Below are 22614 nucleotides of genomic sequence, written 5' to 3'. Positions count from 1 at the left end.
TCTTCTGCCTGTCGAAACAGGCTTCGATATCGTCTTGCGAGTGCCCACACAGATTGTCTGATAAATTGTTAAAGAGCGTTCGTTACCCGTTTGCCTTGCGGCGAATCTTACGGTAACGCGGGAGGCAGATAATACGCTTTCCCGCTGAAGAGTCAAGAGTTTATTTGGTTTCTTTCGAAGTCAAACTCAATCATTTCTCTTCCTGACCCGGCGAAGTGTGTTTCGTTGTTCCCGGTCAGTGGAGGCGCATTATAGGGAGTTCCTGACAGCCTGCAACCCCTAATTTCAAAAAACTTTTCAACCGTGTTTTATTTCAACAATTTGCGGTGATAACCACCATTATTGCTATTTTTCGTACTGCAGCGCCGAGAAATCCTGAGTAAAACTACTAACCTGTTGCCAATCGGTATACTCAACTTCTTTACTGGTATCCGTTTCTCCCCCCGTCATGCGCATAATAAGTTGAATCATGACTCTGTCTATCCATCGATAGCGTGGATAACGCAGCGCTCCAGCAAATACGGCGCACAATGTTGGCTGCCAGGGTGTGCTAAGTAAGAATTTGCGCACATAGGCATTGGTTTGTGGTGAGCGCTTCTCTGGTTTGCGCGCAGTGAGATTGACAGCAAAGAACGCACTCGGCATCTGATTAAGTTGTTCGACGTGTTTATTGACGAATTGATTCAATACCGGACTGAAATGCCCATAACGAACAGAAGCACCAATCATCACTTGTTGATACTGGCTCAGATCTATTTGCCCCGCCTCGGCCAAGTCCTGTATTTCGCACGTAGCTGCGGTTGATAATTCCTTAGCTATATAAGAGGCGATGGTTTGCGTTTGGCCGTCTCGGCTGGAGTAAAGTATCAATACTTTCATAGCAATGTTCCTTATGCAGAATTACTCACGCCAGAATGTTGGGGTGAAGAGAACCAGCAAAGTGAAAACTTCCAACCGGCCAAATAGCATTGTTATCACTAGTATCCATTTTGCAGCCGGATTCATAGAAGTGAAGTTATCAGCGACAACACCTAAGCCTGGCCCAAGGTTGTTCAGTGTTGCAGTCACTGCCGCAAAAGCAGAAAACTCATCGACACCCGTCGCGATGATGGCCAACATGCTGATAATGAAAACCAAAGCATACGCGGAGAAGAACCCCCACACAGCTTCCAGTATTCGTTCCGGTAATGCTCGCCGCCCCAGCTTGATGGTGTAAACCGCATTCGGATGAACCAAACGTTTTAATTCACGCGAGCCTTGTAGATAGAGCAACAGGATACGGATAACTTTCAAACCACCACCGGTTGACCCGGCACACCCCCCGATAAACGCGGAGCATAATAAAAGTATCGGCAGGAACAACGGCCACTTAGAAATACTGTCCGTTGTGAAGCCCGCGGTGGTCGCCATTGAGACTACTTGGAAAAATGCCTGATTTAAGGTTTCCAGCCCCGACTTATATACGCTGTGCTGCCAGAGCACCAAGGTACAAACGATAACTAGCGTCAATTGTACAAAGATAAACATACGGAATTCGGGATCACGCCAATAAACTTTCAAACTACGGCCACTGAGTACAGCGAAATGCAGACCAAAGTTACAGCCCGAAATCAGCAAGAAAATACCAATGATGGTGTTAATCGTTGGGCTGTTGAAATAACCGATACTGGCGTCATGGGTAGAAAAGCCACCTATTGCGATAGTCGAGAAGCTGTGAGAGATAGCATCAAACACCGACATCCCTGCGGCCCATAAAGAAAGCGCACAGGCAATGGTCAGCAAGACATAGATAAGCCACAGTGTTTTCGCAGTTTCGGCGATTCGGGGGCGCATTTTATTGTCTTTCAATGGCCCTGGCATTTCAGCCCGATAGAGCTGCATCCCCCCGACACCCAAAATAGGCAAAATGGCCACTGCCAATACGATGATCCCCATGCCGCCCAGCCATTGCAGCATTTGTCGATAGAATAAAATGGCCTTAGGCAGTGAATCTAACCCCACCAGTGTGGTGGCTCCGGTGGTGGTCAGCCCAGAAAAGGATTCAAAAAATGCATCAGTTAGCGAAAGGTTCGGGCGCTCAGAGAATAAGAAAGGTAATGCCCCGACACTGCCCAGCACCGTCCAGAACAGCACTACAATCAGAAACCCCTCGCGCGGCTTCAACTCATGTTTCTGTTTTCGGTTCGGTAGCCACAGCAACAGGCCTATCGACAAAGCAACAAAGAAGGTTTCGCTGAAGGCACGGCCGGCACCATCACGATAGATCAAGGCCACTAGCCCTGGAATAAACATTGTCCCGGAGAATAAGATGACCAGCAGGCCAACAATACGGGTTATGGCACGAAAATGCATTCCGGCACGTTCCTTAGCAATTCACTTGGATGGGGATTATTGCGAAATGGGCGTCAATTGCAACGTACCACGACTGAGATCCCGCAATTTATCCCCGACCTGACTGGCTTGAGTTGCTGGCAATGAGAGATGAAGAGTCACGAGTTGTGCATATTCACTCTGTAAAATCTGGCCTTCAACCTGCTGTAATAGTGTTTCGACCATCGCGAGCTGCGCATAGTCACACTGCAAAGTATATTCTACCTGCGGGACTTTATATTTTACTTCAATCTGTTTTAACGCTTGCTGAACACCACTGCCATAAGCTCTAACTAACCCGCCAGTACCCAGCTTAATACCGCCATAATAGCGCACAACCACCGCAGTAATTTCACCTATCCCACTGCCCATCAATTGAGCCAGAATCGGTTTACCTGCGGTGCCCGAAGGCTCGCCATCATCGGAAAAACCTAATTGCTGTGAATCTGTGGGCGCTCCAGCAACAAAAGCCCAGCAATGATGCCGGGCTGTTGGGTGCTGTTGCTTTACCTGCTGAATAAAATCTTTCGCTTCATTCACCCCACAGGTATGAGCCAGTAAGGTGATGAAACGACTTTTTTTAATCTCTTCGCTGATAGTCACCGGAGCCGCAGGTATCAAAAAAGGCTGCATCAGTCCAGCTTCAGGTCGCGAGTCATGTTTTCAACCCGATTATCATGAATAACAATATTGTCTTCTATACGAATGCCACCATAAGGCTTCAGAGTTTCAATAAGATCCCAATTAAAATGCTGACTGAATTCCCCTGAGCGCCAAGGGGCCAAGAGTGATTCAATAAAATAGAGGCCCGGTTCGATAGTCAGCACCATGCGCGGTTGCAGAATACGGGTACAACGTAAGTAAGGGTACTTGGATGGCGCGCTGAGATGCGCTCCTTTATCATCCTGCATAAAGCCCGCAGTATCATGCACTTGCAAGCCCAGGGGATGGCCTAACCCGTGCGGTAGGAATGGACAAGTAATGCCTTGTTCAACCATCGCCTCTTCGCTGATACCGGTGACCAGATTATGAGTGCGCAGTAACTTCGCAATACGTTGATGCATCTGCACATGATAATCGGTGTAGCGCTCACCACTTTTAATGGTTTTGATCAGTTCAAGCTGTTCATAATTAAGGTCTTTGATCAATGCTGCAAAATCGTTTTCACTGTCTGCGGCATAGGTACGAGTCAAGTCAGCAGCATAACCGTTGTATTCAGCACCCGCATCAATCAGGAAACTACGAATCTCTGCCGGAGGCTGATGCTGCAAGGTGGTGTAATGCAATACTGCCGAATGTTCATTCAGTGCAACAATATTATCGTATGGAACATCAGTATCACGATGACCCGTGGCCATCAAATACGCCTGATTGATATCAAACTCGCTCATACCGGACTGAAATGCTTCATAAGCAGCACGATGCCCGGCAACTGCGGTCTTTTGCGCTTCACGCATACACGCCAGCTCGTAATCTGTTTTATAAGAGCGGTAGAAATGAAGGTAATCCAACACCGGTTTAGGGTTAATGTTTTCCGCACTGAAACCCAGAGCCTGAGCGCGTTGCTGAGCATAACCAATATAGGCAACTCGCTCGCGCTGCACCGGCAATTGCTGTGCAATATCATCGGCATTAGCTAAAGGCTGAATATCAAGTGATTTGGTCCAGAAACTGTCTGGAAGTGGCTCAACACTGTGCCAATAATCTACCGGAGAATAAAACCATAACTTCGGCGTATTAACGCCATCGACCCATAACCAGCAATTGGGAACTTGTGTCACCGGTACCCAAGCTTTGAATTGGGCATTAACCTTAAAAGGATAGTCGCGGTCATCAAGGAAAATACGTTGTAACTCACCGGAATGAATCAATAAAGCATCCAACTGATGGCGCTCTAACACATCGCGGGTGCGTTGTTGTAGGGTGGACAAATGTTCGTTATATAAAGAAGCCAGCGTTTCCATCACAGTACCCTTCGCTATTAGAACTTAATTTTTTAATCTTACCATAGTCGCCAAAGTCATGTTTCGACGACCTCTTATCTACAAGTTAATTACGCTACCTTACGCGCAAAACTGTCGTAAATAAACGTGATTAAAATCAATTATCCCGCTAGAGTGACTGTGATCTTCGCTGCAAAAAATCAATCTCTTGTTTGCAATTAATTAACAAAATATCCACACTTCCTGAATATCTGGTCATACCAGATCACATGCGCTTATTCAGGAGATAGATATGCTCTACCAAAGCGAAACACTAAAGCTTCACTGGCTGGAAAACGGCATTGCCGAATTGGTGTTTGATGCACCAGGTTCAGTTAATAAGCTGGATACTCAAACTGTAGCCAATCTGGGCGAAGCCTTGTCCGTACTGGAAAAACAAAGCGAACTCAAAGGGTTGCTATTACGCTCAGCCAAAGCAGCCTTTATTGTCGGTGCCGATATCACCGAGTTTCTATCCCTGTTTAACGAGCCACCAGAAAAGCTGCATCAATGGTTGGTTTTCGCCAACGATATCTTCAATCGTTTGGAAGACTTACCGGTGCCAACCATTGCAGCAATCAATGGGTATGCGCTGGGTGGCGGGTGTGAATGTATTCTAGCGACTGATTTTCGTGTGGCCTCGCCAGAAGCACGTATCGGTCTACCGGAAACCAAACTCGGTATTATGCCGGGCTTCGGCGGTTCAGTTCGCTTACCGCGGTTATTAGGTGCTGACAGTGCGCTGGAAATTATTGCGGCAGGTAAAGACATTATTGCCAAAGATGCCTTAAAAGTTGGGCTGGTTGATGCCGTCGTTGCCCCTGAAAAGTTGGCAGATGCCGCGTTAGCCATGTTGAAACAAGCGATTGATGGGAAACTCGACTGGCAAGCTGCACGTCGCCCGAAATTAGAGCCACTGAAGCTCAATCCGACCGAAGCCGCAATGTGCTTTACCATTGCCAAAGGCATGGTCATGCAAGTGGCCGGTAAACACTATCCCGCCCCTTTGACTGCCGTCAAAACCATTGAAGCTGCTGCGAAATTTGGCCGCGCCGAAGCATTGAAGCTGGAAACCAATAGTTTTGTTCCCTTAGCAGGCTCCTGTGAAGCGCGTGCTTTAGTCGGTATTTTCCTAAATGACCAGTATGTTAAAGGTCAGGCTAAAAAGCTGTCCAAAGGTGTCAGCGCCCCCAAACAGGCCGCAGTGCTGGGTGCCGGGATTATGGGCGGTGGGATTGCCTATCAATCGGCACTGAAAGGTGTGCCGGTCATCATGAAAGATATTAATGACAAATCCCTCACATTAGGGATGAATGAAGCGGCCAAATTGCTGAATAAGCAGTTGGAACGCGGCAAGATAGATGGCCTGAAAATGGCAAATATCTTAGCAACCATCCAGCCAACATTAGATTATGCCGGTATTGAACGCGCCCAAGTCATCGTGGAAGCGGTGGTAGAAAATCCAAAAGTCAAAGCGGCGGTTCTGGCAGAGGTTGAAACACTTATCGGCGAAGAAACTGTTCTGGCTTCTAACACTTCTACAATTCCGATTGATCAGCTCGCCAAATCCCTTAAGCGCCCAGAAAACTTCTGTGGCATGCATTTCTTCAATCCAGTGCACCGGATGCCGTTGGTTGAAATTATTCGTGGCACCAAAACCTCAGATAAAACTATCGCCGCGGTTGTGGCATACGCCACGCAAATGGGTAAAACCCCAATTGTGGTGAATGATTGCCCAGGCTTCTTTGTTAACCGCGTTTTATTCCCGTATCTGGCTGGATTCGGCATGTTAGTCAGAGACGGCGCAGACTTCCGCCAAATTGATAAAGTGATGGAAAAGCAATTTGGCTGGCCAATGGGCCCGGCTTATCTGTTAGATGTGGTGGGTATTGATACCGCGCACCATGCACAGGCCGTGATGGCCGTTGGTTTCCCTGAGCGCATGAATAAAGATTATCGCGACGCGGTTGACGTGATGTTTGATAACCAACGGTTTGGTCAGAAGAATGGTCAAGGCTTCTACCGCTATACCCAAGATACTAAGGGCAAACCGCGTAAAGAAAATGATGAACAAGTAGATACGTTACTGGCGCAAATCAGCCAGCCGCTTCAGAAATTTAGCGATGACGATATTATTGCCCGCACCATGATCCCGATGATCAATGAGGTGGTGCGCTGCCTGGAAGAAGGCATTATTGCCAGCCCGGCGGAAGGTGATATGGCGTTGGTGTATGGCCTTGGATTCCCTCCATTCCACGGCGGCGTCTTCCGTTACCTTGATACCATTGGCAGTGCAAATTATGTCGAAATGGCTCAACGCTACACCCATCTTGGGGCGCTGTATCTAGTCCCGCCGGGATTGAGAGCCAAAGCCGAACATAACGAAAGCTATTATCCTGTGGCAGCAGCGCTGCTTGATGTTTCTATCAGTCAACCGGCATGAGGTCTGAAAACATGGAAAATGTAGTCATTATTGATGCCGTCCGCACACCGATGGGCCGCTCCAAAGGCGGTGCATTCCGGCAGGTTCGGGCAGAAGACCTCTCCGCTCACTTAATGCGCGAAGTGCTGAGCCGCAACCCTAAGCTGAATGCCGCCGAAATCGACGACATCTATTGGGGCTGTGTGCAACAAACGCTAGAACAGGGTTTTAACATCGCCCGCAATGCGTCTTTACTGGCAGAAATTCCCCATAGCGTCCCGGCGGTAACCGTTAACCGCCTGTGTGGATCCTCGATGCAGGCGTTGCATGACGGTGCCAGAGCTATCATGGTGGGTGATGCACAAGTCAGTTTGATTGGTGGCGTAGAACATATGGGCCACGTGCCGATGAATCATGGCGTGGACTTCCACCCAGGTATGGGTCGCACGGTGGCTAAAGCCGCCGGTATGATGGGATTAACGGCTGAAATGCTGGCAAAAATCCACAATATCAGTCGCCAGTCACAAGACGAGTTTGCGGTTCGCTCCCATCAGCGCGCTTATGCTGCGACTCAGGCGGGCCATTTTGCTAAAGAGATTGTCGCCACCAATGGGCATGACGCTGATGGTATATTAAAACGCTTTGATTTCGATGAAGTTATTCGCCCAGAGACCAATCTGGCTGGGCTAGCGACTTTGCGTCCAGCCTTTGATCCGGTGAGTGGCACAGTGACCGCGGGGACATCATCAGCACTTTCCGATGGTGCCTCTGCCATGCTTATCATGAGCGAATCCCGAGCAAAATCATTAGGTTTAACACCCCGCGCCCGTATTCGCTCAATGGCCGTCGTCGGCTGTGATCCATCGATTATGGGATATGGCCCAGTACCCGCCAGCCAACTGGCACTAAAACGTGCTGGGCTTAAGCTCGAAGATATTGGGTTATTTGAATTAAATGAGGCGTTTGCTGCTCAGTCACTGGCTTGCCTGAAAGGTTTGGGTTTGCTGGAGAGCATGGATGATAAGGTAAACCTGAATGGGGGAGCCATTGCACTCGGTCATCCATTGGGCTGTTCAGGCGCGCGTATTTCTACCACATTACTCAATCTGATGGAGCGCCGTGACGTGCAATTCGGTCTGGCAACCATGTGTATCGGCTTAGGCCAAGGCATTGCTACCATCTTTGAGCGCGTATAACCCAAAACATTTAGGACTTAATACAAGCCCTGAAGTTAATGACAAAGTGCCTGTAGTGGTGAAAACAGGCAGATCGTAAAGACGCCGTAAATACATCCTTGTAGGCTCGAGCCGCGCCATCCTTGGCGCGGACGCTTTACTCTTCTACCTGTCATCACCTTGCAAGATCGAGTCGTTGGGGTTTGTCAGCAGTCTGAGGGCCTGAATACAGGCCCTGATAACGTTTAGTTGCCGTTTTCCCGCCTGTCAGGGGCGGGCTTTTTTATCTGGTGTTTCACTTAAATAAAAGCGAAAGCATCACCATAGATATGCGCTTCCAATGCACCGCGCTCGGCACAAAAACGCTCACGAGCAATCTTCGCCATTTCAAAACGACCTGCGATATAAATATCCTGCTCAGCCAGAGAACCATAATCTTGCAACACGGCACTTAGCACAGTTCCGGTACGACCGCGCCAGCCTTCTTCTGGTTGCTCAACTACAGGGATAACTTTCAACTGCGGATACTGAATCGACAGCGCTTCTAACTCGCTGAGGTCATATAAATGCACAGCTTCGCGCCCGCCCCAATAGATAGAAACTTCACGATCAGGTTGTTCTGCTAACGCCGCCAACAAAATCGAACGCGCATAGGAGAAACCAGTACCGCCTGCAATTAATATCAGTGGGCGATGACTACCCTCGCGGAACCACGCCTCACCATGAGGAATATCCACATCCAACGTTTTCTCTTGCAGAATTCTGTCCATTACCGCCATGGCGTATAAATTCAGCTCCGAAGCCCCGATATGCAGCTCGATAGAATCTTTTTGCAGTGGCGTGGATGCCATAGAGAATGGGCGCTTATCGCGCTCATCCATCACGACCATCAAATACTGCCCAGCGCGGAAAGAAAATGCAGATGCAGGTACCAATTGCACCCGGTACACCGTATCGGTAATGGCCTCTACGGAGGTTACTTTACAGCTTAAAGTTGTCATGCCTTCCCTCTGTCGGGTCATCAAATGCAAAACTAAGGACAAAATGGACGCCGGTTAGCGTTTCGTCTCTTTGTCACTGAAAATGGCGAGTTCATCCCAAATAGCATCAACGCGGGCGCGGACTTCTTCATCCATTTTAATTGGACGCCCCCATTCACGCGGAGTCTCAGCTGGCCATTTGTTGGTGGCATCCAGCCCCATTTTCGATCCCAAACCGGAAACCGGTGAGGCGAAATCCAAATAATCTATTGGTGTATTTTCAATTAACACCGTATCGCGCGACGGGTCCATTCGGGTCGTAATTGCCCAAATAACATCATTCCAATCACGGGCGTTAATATCATCATCACAAACAATAACAAATTTCGTATACATAAACTGGCGTAAAAACGACCAAACGCCCATCATCACGCGTTTAGCATGACCGGCATACTGTTTCTTGATAGTCACCACGGCCAAGCGGTATGAACAGCCTTCTGGCGGCAGATAAAAATCAACAATCTCTGGGAATTGCTTTTGCAAAATAGGGACAAATACTTCGTTCAGCGCAACGCCCATTACCGCCGGTTCATCCGGTGGACGACCAGTATAGGTTGAATGATAAATTGCGTCTTTGCGTTGGGTAATATGGGTGACGGTAAAGACAGGGAAGCTATCAATCTCGTTGTAATAACCGGTATGATCGCCATATGGGCCTTCCGGTGCCATCTCACCCTGCTCAATATATCCTTCCAATACAATTTCTGCACTTGCAGGAACTTCAAGTGAGTTGGAAAGACACTTTACGACTTCGGTTTTATGCCCACGCAATAAGCCGGCAAAAGCATATTCAGATAAAGTATCTGGCACCGGCGTTACCGCAGCCAAAATAGTTGCAGGGTCAGCACCCAATGCGACGGCAACCGGGAAACGCTCTCCAGGATGTGCTTCACACCATTCTTGATAGTCCAAAGCGCCACCTCGATGGGAAAGCCAGCGCATAATTAATTTATTTTTGCCCAACACTTGCTGGCGATAAATGCCCAGATTCTGCCGCTCTTTATGCGGCCCGCGAGTCACCGTCAGCCCCCAAGAGACTAATGGGGCGGCATCCTCTGGCCAACAGTGCATAACAGGGATTCGGCTCAGATCGACATCCTCCCCTTCCCACACTTGCTCTTGGCACGGGGCGGAGCTTAAGCATTTCGTCGGCATATTCAATACCTGCTTAAATTTAGGCAGTTTATCGAACAGGTCACGAAAACCTTTCGGCGGATCAGGTTCTTTCAGGAAAGCCAATAGCTTGCCGACATCTCGTAATGCGCTGACATCTTCTTGCCCCATCCCCATCGCAACCCGCTTAGCCGTACCAAACAGGTTACACAGCACGGGCATGTTATAGCCCTTCGGATTCTCAAAAAGTAATGCAGGCCCGCCAGCGCGTAAAGTTCGATCGGCTATTTCTGTCATTTCCAGATAGGGATCAATAGGCTGGCTAATACGTTTAAGTTCGCCCCTCTGTTCCAGCAACGAGAGGAAGTCACGTAAGTCACGGTATTTCATGCTGATCATTTCGGCGGCTAGGTGATGCGCCATTATAGGCTGTCTTTATAGCAGTTGCTGTCTTTTTGTTAAAAATGAATGCAGGCTAACTCGAAAAAATAGCATGCTGCTATTTGGCATTAACATTTACAAGCACTGATGGAATTTTGTCGATATAAAATATGGCTAACTCTTTACATAACAAATATATATCAGGTGATGTTATTTTTGCTCACTGTATATGTACCCCCACTTTTGCTATGCTGCCAGGTAGTAGCTAAAGGCATATGAAATTATGAAACATTGGCATTTATTATATTGTAAACGTGGTCAACTTTTACGCGCTAAAGAGCACTTAGAGCGACAAGAAGTGAATTGCTGGACACCGATCGTCACTATCGAAAAGATAATACGCGGAAAACGAATTGAAACCACGGAAGCATTATTCCCGAATTATCTATTTATCGAGTTTGATCCGGAACATATTCATACCACAACAATAAGTGCCACCCGAGGTGTAAGTCACTTTGTCAGGTTTGGTGTACAACCGGCGGTCATTCCGGCAAGGGTTATTAGCGAAATGCAATCTCATACAACGGGTAAAATCATTGCGCCAGAGATACCTACGCCTGGTGATACCGTGATTATTACAGAGGGTGTTTTTGCTGGGTTACAGGCAATTTATACCGAACCAGATGGCGAGGCACGCTCAATGCTATTACTGAATATGCTCAATAGTCCAGTATTGCAAAGCCTGGATAATCGTCAATTCGGAAAACAATAAGCTACTTAACTCACAGTGCCAAAGTAGGTATTTCAGTGCCTACCTTGACACTTATTATTGATAATCAATGCTGTTGATAACTAAACAGTTAGCGCTGCATATGATCGTCATGCAGCCATTGTGCGACTTGCTTGGCAAAATAGGTCAATACCCCATCTGCACCGGCGCGTTTAAAGCACAATAGCGACTCCATCACCGTCGGTTTCTCTTGCAGCCAGCCATTTTGTATTGCGGCCATATGCATCGCATATTCGCCAGAAACCTGATAGGCGAAGGTCGGAACCCCAAAGGTATCTTTAACCCGACGCACCACATCCAAATATGGCATACCCGGTTTAACCATCACCATATCCGCCCCTTCCTGCAAGTCCTGAGCGATTTCTTGCAACGCTTCATCGCTATTAGCCGGGTCCATTTGATAGGTTTTTTTATTGCCACCTTTCAAATTGCTACTGGAGCCAATCGCATCGCGGAAGGGGCCATAGTAACAAGAGGCATATTTGGCTGAATACGCCATGATTTGCGTATTTACCAGCCCTTGAAGTTCTAACTGATCACGAATCGCACCAATGCGACCATCCATCATATCGCTCGGGGCAACAATTTCTGCGCCGGCTTCTGCATGTGATAAGGCCTGACGCACTAAAATCTCTTTGGTGATGTCGTTAATGACATAACCGTCAGCATCAATCACACCATCTTGCCCATGAGTCGTGTATGGGTCGAGAGCTACGTCCGTAAGAATACCTAACTCTGGTACTGCGTCTTTTAATGCACGTACAGTACGTTGCACCAGACCATTCGGGTTATAAGCTTCTTCTGCGTGTAGTGATTTCATACCTGGTTCAATGACCGGGAATAACGATATGACCGGGACGCCAAGCTTGGCAATGGCCTCAGCTTCTTTCACCAGCAAATCAATCGTCATACGCGCGACACCCGGCATAGACGAAACGGCTTGCTGATGGTTGTTTCCTTCCATGACAAACACCGGATAGATCAAGTCATTAACTGTCAGCTGATTTTCAGCGACCAGTCGACGACTGAAATCATGACGGCGCACACGGCGCATACGGCGACCAGGGAAGGTGCCCGGGAATGCATAGCTCATATTGTTCTCCTAACTCAAACCAACCGGAAAATCCGGCGGGCGTTTTCATCAGTTTTCTGTCCCAGCCATTGAGGGTCTTCTTGTCGCCAGACAGCAACCTGTTGGACGATATGAGGCAGAAAGCAGGGTTCATTGCGACGAGATGCAGGTTTAGGGTGTATATCCCGCGGCAATAAATATGGGGCATCAGTTTCTAACAATAATTGTTGGGCAGGAATACGCGGCAATAATGCCCTCAGCTCAAGACCACGGCGCTCATCACAAACCCAACCGGTGATACCGATAGATAAGCCCAATGCCAGACAGGAATCCAATTCATCAGCAGTGCCGGTAAAACAATGCACAACAGCTGCGGGGATTTTATCTAGCCAAGGTGAAAGTAGCGTGATGAAACGATCATGCGCCTCTCGGCAATGCAAGAATACCGGCAAAGAAAGTTCTGCAGCCAGGGCTAACTGTGCAGTAAAAGCCATTTCTTGTTCTGCGGGAGTAGAGAAATTGCGATTAAAATCCAGACCACATTCGCCAATGGCGACTACACTGGCATTGGCTGCTAATGCTCTGATTTGCTGTTCCACATCTATTTGCCAACTGCTCGCATGATGGGGATGAACACCTGCGGTTGACCAGCCATAGCCAGGATAGGCCATGGCAAGCTCAAGGGCTGCCTGGCTTTCTTCAGCATTTGTCCCGGTAATCAGCATACCGGTAATGCCAGCCTCTTTTGCGCGGGCCACGACTTGAGGACAGTCTTTTGTAAATTGTGAGCTGGTTAAGTTCACACCGATATCAAACATAAGCGTCCCAAAACAGAAGCCGCCCAGTGGGCGGCTAAAATATCAAAATAGAAACTTAAGACTCTTTAGGATGATTATCGACTTCTTCATCCTCTTCCTCAATATCTGTACGGCGTTGTTTGCCAGTGTAGAAGCGAGCAAAGAACACTCCCACTTCAAATAACAGGTACATCGGAATCGCTAATAATGTTTGTGATAACACATCTGGCGGGGTGAGAAGCATCCCTACAACAAATGCACCAACAAACACATAAGGGCGTTTTTTCTTCAATGCTTCAGGCGTTGTTACCCCAGCCCAGCACAGAAGAATTATCGCAATCGGGACTTCGAAAGAAATACCAAAAGCCATAAAAAGTGCCATGACAAAATCAAGGTATTTAGTGATATCCGTTGCGATAAGCACACTTTCTGGAGCTGTTTTGGCAAAAAAACCAAAAGCTAACGGGAAAACGACAAAATAGGCAAATGCCATTCCCAGATAAAATAAGAAGCTGCTAGATATCAGCAGCGGGACCATCAAGCGGCGCTCATGTTTATACAGCGCAGGGGCTATAAATGCCCAAACCTGATAGAGGATCATCGGCGCTGAAACAAACACCGAGACCATCATAGTCAATTTAATCGGGGTAAAGAACGGTGATGCGACATCTGTTGCGATCATACTGGAACCAACTGGCAGTTGTTTGATCAACGGTGCGGAAACCAGATGGTAGATATCATTGGCAAAAAAAACCAATACGAAGAAAACCACTAAAACAGTGATGATGCAATTCAATAGCCGCTTGCGCAGTTCTATTAAATGAGTAATAAGGGGTTGGGTATCATCAACAGCCATGTTTACCGATCGCCGCCAGGTTGGTGAGTTCGAGGTTGATCAGCACCGAGTGAATCTGTGCTATGGGTGTCAACTGTAGCTGTTTGTACCTTAGTTACGGGTGTGTTCGTAACAGGAACCGGCTCTCTATCTACAGAAGAGATAGACGCAGAAAATGCCTCAACCGGAACAATGGGTTTCTCATTGTTATTAGGGGCAGTTTCAACCGCTGTCGGGGTGATAGCGTTATCAACGTCAGTAGCCGGTGCTTGAGGTGATGCTTGAGCCTTCGTTGCAGACTCTGCGGGCGTAACACCATCATGAATCGCTTCCGGCTCGGTAACAAGCGGATTATGGATCGTGTGCGGTGCTTCCGAACCAATGTCAGAATGATAAGAACGTTTCAGTGCTTCAGCGGCCTCTTTAAGTTCATCCATTGAGGCTTTCAGCTCTGGTGTCAGGTTCTGCAAACCGGCTTCTTCTGCTTTTTTCAGGCTGTCTTGCAACTCTTGAATCTTAAGCTCTTGCGCTAATTCGTTCTGCACGGTAGCCGCAAGTGAGCGCAATGTACGAATCCAACCCGCGACTGTTCTAACAGCGACAGGTAGTCGTTCCGGCCCGAGTACAACCAGGCCTATCACAAGAACCAGCAACAGTTCACTAAACCCAATGTCGAACACAGCTTATCCCTGCTCTTTGTCGTGACTCTTAGACTCTTCAGCTTTAGCAACTGGCTGCTGCTTTTCAGCAATCGATTTTGCAAAGTCAGCATCGTTACTGGTTTTATTAGCATCAGTTGGTGGAGTTTGTGGCTCATCACCCATCGCCTTTTTAAAACCTTTGATGGATGCCCCCAGATCAGACCCTAATGTCCGCAGTTTGTTAGTACCAAACAGCAGAACAACAATCACGGCAATGATTAATAACTGCCAAATACTTATACCACCCATTACATTCACCTCTATATACAAGGGTTATTCCACAGAGGGCCGCATTATACGTCATATAACCTCTGTGAATACCTATCTAACTTACCGCATTTTGAACTAGCGCATAGCTTCTTAAACAAATAAGCGACTTATTGAATAACTTTTACATCACGCATAAGCCGCACAATAAACTATCCACAGATACTTTCAGCGATAAGTCATTAACTGGTTCGTCGCCAACCAATCAACCAAGCCAATACTCCAGCGACAATGAATCCAACTGAGACTTCTACCGCATTGGCCAAGAATAAAATGGTACCACTGACTAATAGTGTAGCGCCAACACCGAACAAATACCGTGATTGACCCTGACGTTGCTGCTGGCCTTGCATTTGAGTTGTGAGTTTATCGACACTTTGCTGTAATAATTTGTGCTGCTGCAAACTGTCATACACAAGTTCTGGTAACTCAGGAAACTTTTCAGCCCAAAATGGTGCTTTTTCTTTCAATGCACGAATAACAGCAGGCAAGCCGACTTGATCTCGCAACCAGCTTTCCAGGAAAGGCTTGGCTGTCGTCCAAAGATCAAGCTGAGGATAAAGTTGACGTCCCAAGCCTTCAACATATAACAAGGTTTTTTGCAGCAAAACCAACTGTGGTTGTACTTCCATATTAAAGCGGCGTGCGGTGTTAAAGAGATTCAATAACACATGGCCGAAGGATATTTCGGCTAGCGGCTTTTCAAAAATAGGTTCACAAACGGTACGAATAGCGAATTCAAAATCTTCAACATTAGTATCACGAGGAACCCAGCCAGAATCAACATGCAGCTCTGCAACCCGCCGATAATCCCGATTAAAGAAAGCAATAAAGTTTTCAGCAAGATAGCGCTTATCCGCTTTATTCAGCGAGCCGACGATACCGCAGTCAATGCCGATATAAAGTGGGTCATGAGGATGCTCATAACTGACAAAGATATTTCCAGGGTGCATATCTGCATGGAAAAAACTGTCACGGAAAACTTGAGTAAAAAAGACTTGAACCCCGCGCTCAGCCAGCAACTTCATATTGGTACCTTGATCTTCCAAAGCTGCAATATCAGATACTGGAATGCCGTAAATTCGTTCCATGACCAATACACTTTCCCGGCAATAATCAGAATAGACTTCGGGAATATAGAGCATTGGACTGTCTTCAAAATTACGACGCAGTTGAATAGCATTAGCTGCTTCCCGCAGTAAATTTAGCTCATCAAGCAGTGTTTTTTCATATTCACGTACAACCTCCCGTGGACGTAATCGGCGGCCATCAGGTAAAAGTTTGGGTACCCAGCCAGCCAGACGGTACATCAACCGCACATCAGCTTTAATAATTGGCAAAATATCAGGACGAATAACCTTGAGTACAACTTCCTGACCGTTCTCTTTTAAACGTGCCGTATGTACTTGCGCGATAGAAGCGGAGGCTAAAGCTTCTTGTTCAAAATCGTCAAACCATGTTTCTAATGGCCCTCCCATCGCGATTTCAATGTGCTTGCGTGCTAGTGCACCATCAAATGGAGCAACTCTATCCTGTAACAACGCAAGTTGATCTGCAATTGCTGGCGGGAAGAGGTCACGCCGTGTGGACATCATTTGGCCAAACTTTATCCAAACCGGCCCTAGCTCCTGCAAGGCAAGGCGTAAACGCTCACCCAGCGGTTTATCTTTATGACGATTAGGCAACCAGAAAAATAGATGACGAGCAATACGTAAAGGTAACGTCAAACGGATATTCGGGATTAACTCATCCAGCCCGTAGCTCAAGAAAACCCGAATGATAAGATACAGGCGCCGAAGTTCTCCTGGCGTCATTGTTTTGTCTCCATGGTTGCCAATCGAGCAGTCAATGCCTCGATTGCACGAGCGGTGGCATCAACCTCTTCGTTAAACCACACCACTTCCAGCGGCGCTGGCGCTATTTTCCATTCTTCAGTTATTGCTTCAGCGACATAATGCTGCTGCTGTTGAAACTGCTTACTGAGAAAACGGTTACTTTTATGGATGACCTGCCCAATAGTTTCCGCGGCGATATCGCCAATATAGGGAGCCAGCCATTCAGCTGGTTCCCATTCGGCAAGATCAAGTAAGGTGATAAGTTGCTGAACGACTTGGATATCGCCTTCGACAATCAATTCACCACTACGCATCAAAGGTGAAAGCTGTTGACGGTCCCGCAACTTTGCCAACACAGCAACGTTCGTTTTCACTGTGCAATCCGCATCACCATCCCATTGACTTAAAACATCGACCTGCCGCTCACTAAATACTAATAGCAGAGGAAAGCTCACCTCACGCAGCTCGATACTCAGCACTTTTCCCGCTAAGCGTAAACGTGCAGCTTTCAAGCTTTTATCACGAAATAACACACTATTTAGTGATGTTTCTATAGCGGCAGTTATTAGTGGCGACAGCAAAGTTGGTTTCAGTGATAAGGATTTAAATATCAGTGATTTTAGCGGCATAGCCATATTCCTGTTAGAACTTGAAACCCCGATGTAACGCAACAATGCCACCGGTTAAATTGGAATAGGTTACGTTTTCAAACCCGGCATCCATCATCATGCCCTTCAGTGTTTCTTGGTCGGGGTGCATCCGAATAGACTCAGCCAAATAGCGGTAGCTTTCAGAGTCCTGCGCCACAAGCTCACCAATCTTAGGCAAAATATGGAAGGAGTAAGCATCATAGGCTTTGCTTAAAGGTTCCAGAAGTGGCTTAGAGAACTCAAGAACCAGTAAACGACCACCGGGCTTTAATACCCGAAACATCGATCGCAACGCCTTTTCTTTTTCAGTTACGTTTCTCAAGCCGAATGAAATAGTAATACAATCAAAGTAATTATCAGGGAAAGGTAATGCTTCAGCATTCGCCTGAACATAGCTGACATTACCGACAATACCTTTATCGCGCAGCTTTTCACGGCCCATACGCAACATTGACTCGTTGATATCAGCCAGAACGACCTCACCCTGTTCACCCACCAGACGAGAAAACTTGGCGGTTAAATCGCCGGTACCACCTGCCAGATCCAATACCCGTTGACCGCGCCGAACACCGCTACAGTCAATAGTAAAACGCTTCCAAATACGGTGAACACCGAACGACATCAGGTCATTCATCAGATCGTATTTAGCGGCTACGGAATGAAAAACTTCTGCCACCATGCCTTCTTTTTGTTCTTTGGCTACGGTGCGAAAACCAAAATGAGTGGTTTCCTTCTCCTGATCTACCATTTTCTGTGCCTGCTTTTCAGTCAATCTTTCGAGGAAGTGTACCAGAACTCCGATGAAAGCCCCACCTCACCTGGTATTGAAGTAACTGCTTAATCGCAGCTTTCTCAACATCATACAGAAGAGGAACATGCAACTAACCCTGATACTTCAGCGGTGCAGAATTATTAATTTCGGATTCTGCATCATCGGATAGCGCTAAATCGTCCTCAGGTTGATCTTCCAGACTGGCTTTCTCTGCCAGAGTTGGACTAATAGGTCGTTTTACCTCGACCCCCAGAGTACGAAAACCTTCAACTTGCCCTATCAGGTTACCACGGCCTTGCGACAGTTTGTTCATTGCCTGACGATAACTTAATTGTGCTTTATCGAGGCTTTGCCCCAACGACTCCATATCATCAACAAATAAGCGTAATTTGTCATAGAGTTTGGCGGCTCTCTCCGCAATACGTTGCGCATTTTGGCTTTGATGTTCGTAGCGCCATAAGTTAGTAATAGTCCGTAAAGCCACCAGCAGTGTTGTAGGACTAACCAACATAATATTGTGCTGTAACGCTTCACTGATCAATTCAGGTTGACGGTCGATAGCAACCAAAAACGCAGGCTCAACGGGAATAAACATCAATACATAGTCAAGCGAACGTAAACCGGGAAGTTGCTGATAATCCTTACGGCCCAGCATCCTGATATGTGCGCGTAGTGACGATAAATGCTCACTTAATGCCGCTTCGCGCTCAATATCATCTTCACTATTAAAATAGCGTTCATAAGCTACTAACGACATTTTAGCGTCAATAACGACATCTTTGCCCTGCGGCAACCGCACAATGACATCTGGTTGCATACGGCTATTACTATCAATTTTTATACTAACCTGAGTTTGATACTCATAGCCTTCACGCAAGCCTGACGCCTCAAGCACCTTCGCTAAAACCACTTCACCCCAGTTCCCTTGGGTTTTATTATCCCCTTTGAGAGCTTTGGTCAGGTTTAGAGCTTCCCGTGCCATTTGAGCATTGAGCTGCTGTAAGCTACGAATTTCATGGGTCAGAGTATGGCGTTCACGAGCTTCTTGCCCAAAGCTGTCCTGAACCTGCTTGCGAAAACCATCTAGCTGTTCCCGTAGAGGTAGCAATAAGCGATCCAAACTTTGCTTATTTTGTTCATCGGCTCGGCGACCAGTTTGTTCAAAGATGCGATTTGCCAGATTTTCGAACTGAGTGGTTAGCCGCTGTTCGCTATTAAGGAGTAAACGTTGCTTCTCCTCTGCGGTCAGCCGTGTTTCCTCCAAACGGATAGTCACTTCGCGCAGTTCAGCTTCTTGCGCACTATTCACTTCTCTTTGCGCCCGTAACTCTTGATTGAGCTGCTCACATTCATTACGCCAATGAGCTAATTGTTGCAGTTTTTCAGTATTTGCCGCGAGTTGGCTGTGCAAATTACGTTGTTCTAATTCACTTTGCCGTAATTGCTGTTCATTACGTTGCAAAAGGGTCTGTAATTCTAGAGTATTTTGCTGAGACTGTTGTAATGACTGTTCCAGTAACCGCCGTTCAATATCCTGCTGTGCTTTATTGCGCTGCTGAGACAAACTGGCAATCAGCCAACCTATAAGCCCGCCAAGCAGACAGCCTCCCAGCCCATAAAATAAACTGATATCCACAGTTATCTCCCCCTTTAACCTATGTCAGTCAAGGTAAGGGGATACTGTATGGATGTCCAGAGTGTTTTTCCATTACATACCATCTTGCGAAGCTGTACGCATAAATAATAAGCAGATAAAAAAACGCTTACATTGCGATAAAGAAATACGTTAAAACTGTCAGCCACAAAACATGGCGTCGTACCAAAGCTCATGTAAAGTTAATCTATCCAATGAGATAGCCACTGAATACCAAAAGCGCCAGGAGCAAGAATACCGAATGCCCAGATGATGGCAGATGTGATATTCGCCAACTGGAAATAGAATTTTGGCATAGCGCAAATTCCAGCAACTAGCGGGACTACTGCGCGCAGTGGGCCAAAGAAGCGGCCGATGAAGGCACCAAAGAACCCCCAACGCTCAAAGAAAGCATGGCCACGGACGAGTAGTTGAGGATTGCGGGAAAGAGGCCACAGGGTGCCGACGCGATCTTTATAATGATCACCAATCCAATAGGAGAGCCAGTCGCCAAAAAAAGCCCCTGCTACAGCGGCGGCCCAAATCGGCCAGAAGGAAATCCCACTTTCACCGATTAATGCGCCCAATCCAAGCAAGATAACCGTGGCGGGTAGCAGCAAGGAAAGAAAGGCAAGCGACTCACCAAAAGCGAGAATAAACACGATAGGAATTGCCCATGTTTCATGTACACGAACAAAATCAATAACGACAGTAATAACATCATTTAAGGTCACAGGCATTTTCCTGTTATCGATAAAGTAGCCATTAGCATACTCAATGTGTCGACATTTTTACTTAACAAAAAATAAACGGCCGGGAGGTTCCGACCGTTTATTAGGACTAAAGCTATTGATTTGGGATATCAGGCGTTGGCAGTAACCACCTTATTGCCAGCCATCTCGGCTGATCTGCGGATCCACAGTTCACGCCATTTTTTCAGTGCTGATATCAGGATAATGACACCCAATGTCATCATGATGATAGAGATGATGCCATTAAACAGGTTGTAACCTTTCGCTGCTGAATTGAAGTACACGTGAGTAATCATCCAGTAACCAGCATAGTTTACGGTGACAAACAGGTAAGCCAATGGAATCACACAAGTCAGCATATAAATCCGTTTGGTTGCCAAACGCAGAATAATAGTGGCACCGATAATCAAACCAACGGACGCCATTAACTGATTAGATACACCGAACAGCGCCCAGACCGAGTTGATATCACCGGAATTAAGGAGATAACCCCACAGCGCACAAGCAATAACGCTACATGCTAATGTGCCTGGCAACCAATCGGTACGTTTTAATGGAGCCCAGATATCGCCCAGGAAATCTTGCAGCAGGTAACGGGCAACACGGGTACCAGAGTCAACGGCAGTCAGAATGAATACAGCTTCAAACATCACAACAAACTGGAAGAAGTAAGCGGCCAAACTACTAAACCATGGTACACGAATGAAGATATCCGTCATACCCACAGCTAAGGTGACAGCACCACCGGTACGACCATACAAATCTAAGCCAATTTCCTGACTCAGTTTTGGTAGGTTAACCACTTCCATGCCGAGCACACTCCAGGCTTCGGCGGAAGAGTTAATCGCAAAGTAGTCAGCAGGATGCAGAGATGTTGCAGCGATCAAGGCCATTACCCCGACCATACACTCGGCCAGCATCGCACCAAAACCAACGGGTAAGATGTCACTCCATTTATCGATTTGTTTTGGTGTAGTACCTGAACCAATAAAAGCGTGGAAACCAGAAATAGCGCCACAGGCAATGGTAATAGAGATAAATGGCCAAACTGGGCCAGCCAGTACCGGGCCACCGCCATGGATAAACTGTGTTACTGCTGGAAATTGAATTTCAGGGTTAATAAATACAACACCAACAATCAGTGCACCGAATACGCCGATTTTCATAAAGCTGGAGAGATAACCGCGAGGGGTCAATAACATCCAGACAGGTAAGGCTGTCGCGAAGAAAGCATACATTGGCAGAATGATACTGACGGTATCTGCTTTCAGCATCAGCCATTCACCAAGCCAGGTGTGTTCGATATATGGACCAACAAATACGCACACCATAATGGCGGCGATACCAACATAAGAAGCCCCTTTCATGCTGCCGGTCATGCGTTCCCATAAGCCAACACAAATCGCAATAGGGATTGTCATGAACACCGCGAAAGTACCCCAAGGGTTACGTTCCAGCGCATGTACGACAACCATTGATAATCCGGCCATAGTAATAGTAATGATAAATAGCATTGCCAGACCGGTACACCAGCCCGCGATTGGCCCGAGTTCTGATTTAGCCACTTCAGATAGAGATTTGCCCTGATGTTTCATCGAAGCGAACAGAACAACGGTATCGTGAACAGCACCGCCGATAACACAACCAATCAATAACCACAGGAAGCCAGGTAAATAACCATACTGGGCCGCCAATACAGGGCCAACTAAGGGGCCAGCCGCAGCGATAGCTGCAAAGTGGCTACCAAAGTTCACCCATTTTTTAGTTGGAACGTAATCTTTACCATCTTCAAAGGTGTGGGAAGGTGTTACTTCACTGTCATCGACGCGCAGGACCTTACGAACAAAAAAGATACCGTATAAACGGTAGCAGATCACAAGGACACACGCGGAGGCGATAACAAAGGTAATCGCATGTTGCATGAGCATTCTCTCCAGGGAATTTGTCAGGCGTTAACATACGCTTGATCCCTAAGAGAAATATCAGCGAACTGGTTAAGCGGTAGTTTGCATCATTAAGCGGTTAAA

Annotated in this window: 20 protein-coding genes; 3 read left to right on the top strand and 17 right to left on the bottom strand. The window is 47.1% G+C overall.

Annotated features, from left to right (window positions below; genetic code table 11):
• Positions 1-345 precede the first annotated feature (345 nt).
• Genes hemG through pepQ form a run of 4 tightly spaced genes read right to left on the bottom strand, consistent with a single transcriptional unit; the run spans position 346 to position 4334 of the window.
• Complete coding sequence (hemG, locus tag HU019_RS02895; protein ID WP_174848184.1) at positions 346-879, bottom strand: menaquinone-dependent protoporphyrinogen IX dehydrogenase; 534 nt, start codon at positions 877-879, stop codon at positions 346-348.
• A gap of 21 nt (positions 880-900) precedes the next feature.
• Positions 901-2352: a Trk system potassium transporter TrkH gene (gene trkH, locus HU019_RS02890; RefSeq protein ID WP_005176271.1), complete on the bottom strand. Its 1452-nt coding sequence runs from the start codon at positions 2350-2352 to the stop codon at positions 901-903.
• A gap of 36 nt (positions 2353-2388) precedes the next feature.
• Positions 2389-3003 (bottom strand): IMPACT family protein, encoded by a 615-nt coding sequence (locus HU019_RS02885; RefSeq protein WP_174848183.1) that lies wholly within the window; start codon positions 3001-3003, stop codon positions 2389-2391.
• A complete protein-coding gene (gene pepQ / locus HU019_RS02880; RefSeq protein ID WP_174848182.1) occupies positions 3003-4334 on the bottom strand; it encodes a Xaa-Pro dipeptidase in 1332 nt (443 codons plus the stop codon). Before pepQ ends, HU019_RS02885 begins: the two co-directional genes overlap by 1 nt.
• A 271-nt stretch (positions 4335-4605) precedes the next feature.
• Between pepQ and fadB the strand changes: the two genes are divergently transcribed.
• Together fadB and fadA are read left to right on the top strand one after the other, a co-directional pair.
• On the top strand, positions 4606-6795 hold the full coding sequence (fadB, locus tag HU019_RS02875) for a fatty acid oxidation complex subunit alpha FadB (RefSeq protein ID WP_174848181.1): 2190 nt from the start codon (positions 4606-4608) through the stop codon (positions 6793-6795).
• Positions 6796-6806: 11 nt separating this feature from the next.
• Positions 6807-7970 carry an acetyl-CoA C-acyltransferase FadA gene (gene fadA / locus HU019_RS02870; protein ID WP_174848180.1) on the top strand — a complete coding sequence of 388 codons (1164 nt, stop codon included), beginning with the start codon at positions 6807-6809 and terminating at the stop codon, positions 7968-7970.
• Positions 7971-8248: 278 nt separating this feature from the next.
• Here fadA and fre read toward each other — a convergent pair whose 3' ends face one another.
• Together fre and ubiD are read right to left on the bottom strand one after the other, a co-directional pair.
• Complete coding sequence (fre, locus tag HU019_RS02865; RefSeq protein ID WP_005176289.1) at positions 8249-8950, bottom strand: NAD(P)H-flavin reductase; 702 nt, start codon at positions 8948-8950, stop codon at positions 8249-8251.
• Between the two features lie 54 nt (positions 8951-9004).
• The gene (ubiD, locus tag HU019_RS02860; protein ID WP_005165587.1) at positions 9005-10501 is read right to left on the bottom strand and encodes a 4-hydroxy-3-polyprenylbenzoate decarboxylase; all 1497 of its coding nucleotides are present in this window, start codon (positions 10499-10501) and stop codon (positions 9005-9007) included.
• Between the two features lie 265 nt (positions 10502-10766).
• Between ubiD and rfaH the strand changes: the two genes are divergently transcribed.
• Positions 10767-11255, top strand: coding sequence for a transcription/translation regulatory transformer protein RfaH (gene rfaH, locus HU019_RS02855; RefSeq protein ID WP_174848179.1), 489 nt, complete (start codon positions 10767-10769; stop codon positions 11253-11255).
• Positions 11256-11343: 88 nt separating this feature from the next.
• Here rfaH and hemB read toward each other — a convergent pair whose 3' ends face one another.
• The 11 genes from hemB to HU019_RS02800 all read right to left on the bottom strand — a co-directional run bounded on the left by hemB (position 11344) and on the right by HU019_RS02800 (position 22509).
• On the bottom strand, positions 11344-12366 hold the full coding sequence (gene hemB, locus HU019_RS02850; RefSeq protein WP_174848178.1) for a porphobilinogen synthase: 1023 nt from the start codon (positions 12364-12366) through the stop codon (positions 11344-11346).
• A 14-nt stretch (positions 12367-12380) separates the two neighbouring features.
• Positions 12381-13163, bottom strand: a complete 783-nt coding sequence (gene tatD, locus HU019_RS02845; RefSeq protein WP_174848177.1) for a 3'-5' ssDNA/RNA exonuclease TatD — start codon at positions 13161-13163, stop codon at positions 12381-12383.
• Positions 13164-13218: 55 nt separating this feature from the next.
• Positions 13219-13998: a Sec-independent protein translocase subunit TatC gene (gene tatC / locus HU019_RS02840; RefSeq protein WP_174848176.1), complete on the bottom strand. Its 780-nt coding sequence runs from the start codon at positions 13996-13998 to the stop codon at positions 13219-13221.
• Positions 13999-14000: 2 nt separating this feature from the next.
• The gene (gene tatB / locus HU019_RS02835; protein ID WP_174848175.1) at positions 14001-14657 is read right to left on the bottom strand and encodes a Sec-independent protein translocase protein TatB; all 657 of its coding nucleotides are present in this window, start codon (positions 14655-14657) and stop codon (positions 14001-14003) included.
• A 3-nt stretch (positions 14658-14660) separates the two neighbouring features.
• Positions 14661-14927: a Sec-independent protein translocase subunit TatA gene (tatA, locus tag HU019_RS02830; RefSeq protein WP_174848174.1), complete on the bottom strand. Its 267-nt coding sequence runs from the start codon at positions 14925-14927 to the stop codon at positions 14661-14663.
• A gap of 200 nt (positions 14928-15127) precedes the next feature.
• Positions 15128-16759 carry a ubiquinone biosynthesis regulatory protein kinase UbiB gene (gene ubiB / locus HU019_RS02825; protein WP_174848173.1) on the bottom strand — a complete coding sequence of 544 codons (1632 nt, stop codon included), beginning with the start codon at positions 16757-16759 and terminating at the stop codon, positions 15128-15130.
• On the bottom strand, positions 16756-17409 hold the full coding sequence (gene ubiJ / locus HU019_RS02820) for a ubiquinone biosynthesis protein UbiJ (RefSeq protein ID WP_174848172.1): 654 nt from the start codon (positions 17407-17409) through the stop codon (positions 16756-16758). The genes ubiB and ubiJ overlap by 4 nt, the downstream gene beginning before the upstream one ends.
• Before the next feature lie 13 nt (positions 17410-17422).
• Positions 17423-18178, bottom strand: a complete 756-nt coding sequence (gene ubiE / locus HU019_RS02815) for a bifunctional demethylmenaquinone methyltransferase/2-methoxy-6-polyprenyl-1,4-benzoquinol methylase UbiE (RefSeq protein WP_019080147.1) — start codon at positions 18176-18178, stop codon at positions 17423-17425.
• 133 nt (positions 18179-18311) lie between these two features.
• On the bottom strand, positions 18312-19838 hold the full coding sequence (gene rmuC / locus HU019_RS02810; RefSeq protein ID WP_174848171.1) for a DNA recombination protein RmuC: 1527 nt from the start codon (positions 19836-19838) through the stop codon (positions 18312-18314).
• A 200-nt stretch (positions 19839-20038) separates the two neighbouring features.
• Positions 20039-20569 carry a DedA family protein gene (locus HU019_RS02805; protein ID WP_174848170.1) on the bottom strand — a complete coding sequence of 177 codons (531 nt, stop codon included), beginning with the start codon at positions 20567-20569 and terminating at the stop codon, positions 20039-20041.
• Between the two features lie 128 nt (positions 20570-20697).
• Positions 20698-22509 (bottom strand): carbon starvation CstA family protein, encoded by a 1812-nt coding sequence (locus HU019_RS02800; RefSeq protein ID WP_174848187.1) that lies wholly within the window; start codon positions 22507-22509, stop codon positions 20698-20700.
• Positions 22510-22614 lie beyond the last annotated feature (105 nt).

It is taken from the genome of Yersinia artesiana (genome assembly GCF_902726545.1).
GTDB classification, from domain to species: Bacteria; Pseudomonadota; Gammaproteobacteria; order Enterobacterales; family Enterobacteriaceae; genus Yersinia; species Yersinia artesiana.
Note: the sequence above shows the minus strand (reverse complement) of the source record. Positions and strands in the feature narration are given on the sequence as shown.

Excerpts from the sequence above, each read along its gene's own strand:
- hemG (WP_174848184.1), bottom strand. The coding sequence starts at position 879 with ATGAAAGTATTGATACTTTACTCCAGCCGAGACGGCCAAACGCAAACC.
- trkH (WP_005176271.1), bottom strand. The coding sequence starts at position 2,352 with ATGCATTTTCGTGCCATAACCCGTATTGTTGGCCTGCTGGTCATCTTA.
- HU019_RS02885 (WP_174848183.1), bottom strand. The coding sequence starts at position 3,003 with ATGCAGCCTTTTTTGATACCTGCGGCTCCGGTGACTATCAGCGAAGAG.
- pepQ (WP_174848182.1), bottom strand. The coding sequence starts at position 4,334 with ATGGAAACGCTGGCTTCTTTATATAACGAACATTTGTCCACCCTACAA.
- fadB (WP_174848181.1), top strand. The coding sequence starts at position 4,606 with ATGCTCTACCAAAGCGAAACACTAAAGCTTCACTGGCTGGAAAACGGC.
- fadA (WP_174848180.1), top strand. The coding sequence starts at position 6,807 with ATGGAAAATGTAGTCATTATTGATGCCGTCCGCACACCGATGGGCCGC.
- fre (WP_005176289.1), bottom strand. The coding sequence starts at position 8,950 with ATGACAACTTTAAGCTGTAAAGTAACCTCCGTAGAGGCCATTACCGAT.
- ubiD (WP_005165587.1), bottom strand. The coding sequence starts at position 10,501 with ATGATCAGCATGAAATACCGTGACTTACGTGACTTCCTCTCGTTGCTG.
- rfaH (WP_174848179.1), top strand. The coding sequence starts at position 10,767 with ATGAAACATTGGCATTTATTATATTGTAAACGTGGTCAACTTTTACGC.
- hemB (WP_174848178.1), bottom strand. The coding sequence starts at position 12,366 with ATGAGCTATGCATTCCCGGGCACCTTCCCTGGTCGCCGTATGCGCCGT.
- tatD (WP_174848177.1), bottom strand. The coding sequence starts at position 13,163 with ATGTTTGATATCGGTGTGAACTTAACCAGCTCACAATTTACAAAAGAC.
- tatC (WP_174848176.1), bottom strand. The coding sequence starts at position 13,998 with ATGGCTGTTGATGATACCCAACCCCTTATTACTCATTTAATAGAACTG.
- tatA (WP_174848174.1), bottom strand. The coding sequence starts at position 14,927 with ATGGGTGGTATAAGTATTTGGCAGTTATTAATCATTGCCGTGATTGTT.
- ubiB (WP_174848173.1), bottom strand. The coding sequence starts at position 16,759 with ATGACGCCAGGAGAACTTCGGCGCCTGTATCTTATCATTCGGGTTTTC.
- ubiJ (WP_174848172.1), bottom strand. The coding sequence starts at position 17,409 with ATGCCGCTAAAATCACTGATATTTAAATCCTTATCACTGAAACCAACT.
- ubiE (WP_019080147.1), bottom strand. The coding sequence starts at position 18,178 with ATGGTAGATCAGGAGAAGGAAACCACTCATTTTGGTTTTCGCACCGTA.
- HU019_RS02800 (WP_174848187.1), bottom strand. The coding sequence starts at position 22,509 with ATGCAACATGCGATTACCTTTGTTATCGCCTCCGCGTGTGTCCTTGTG.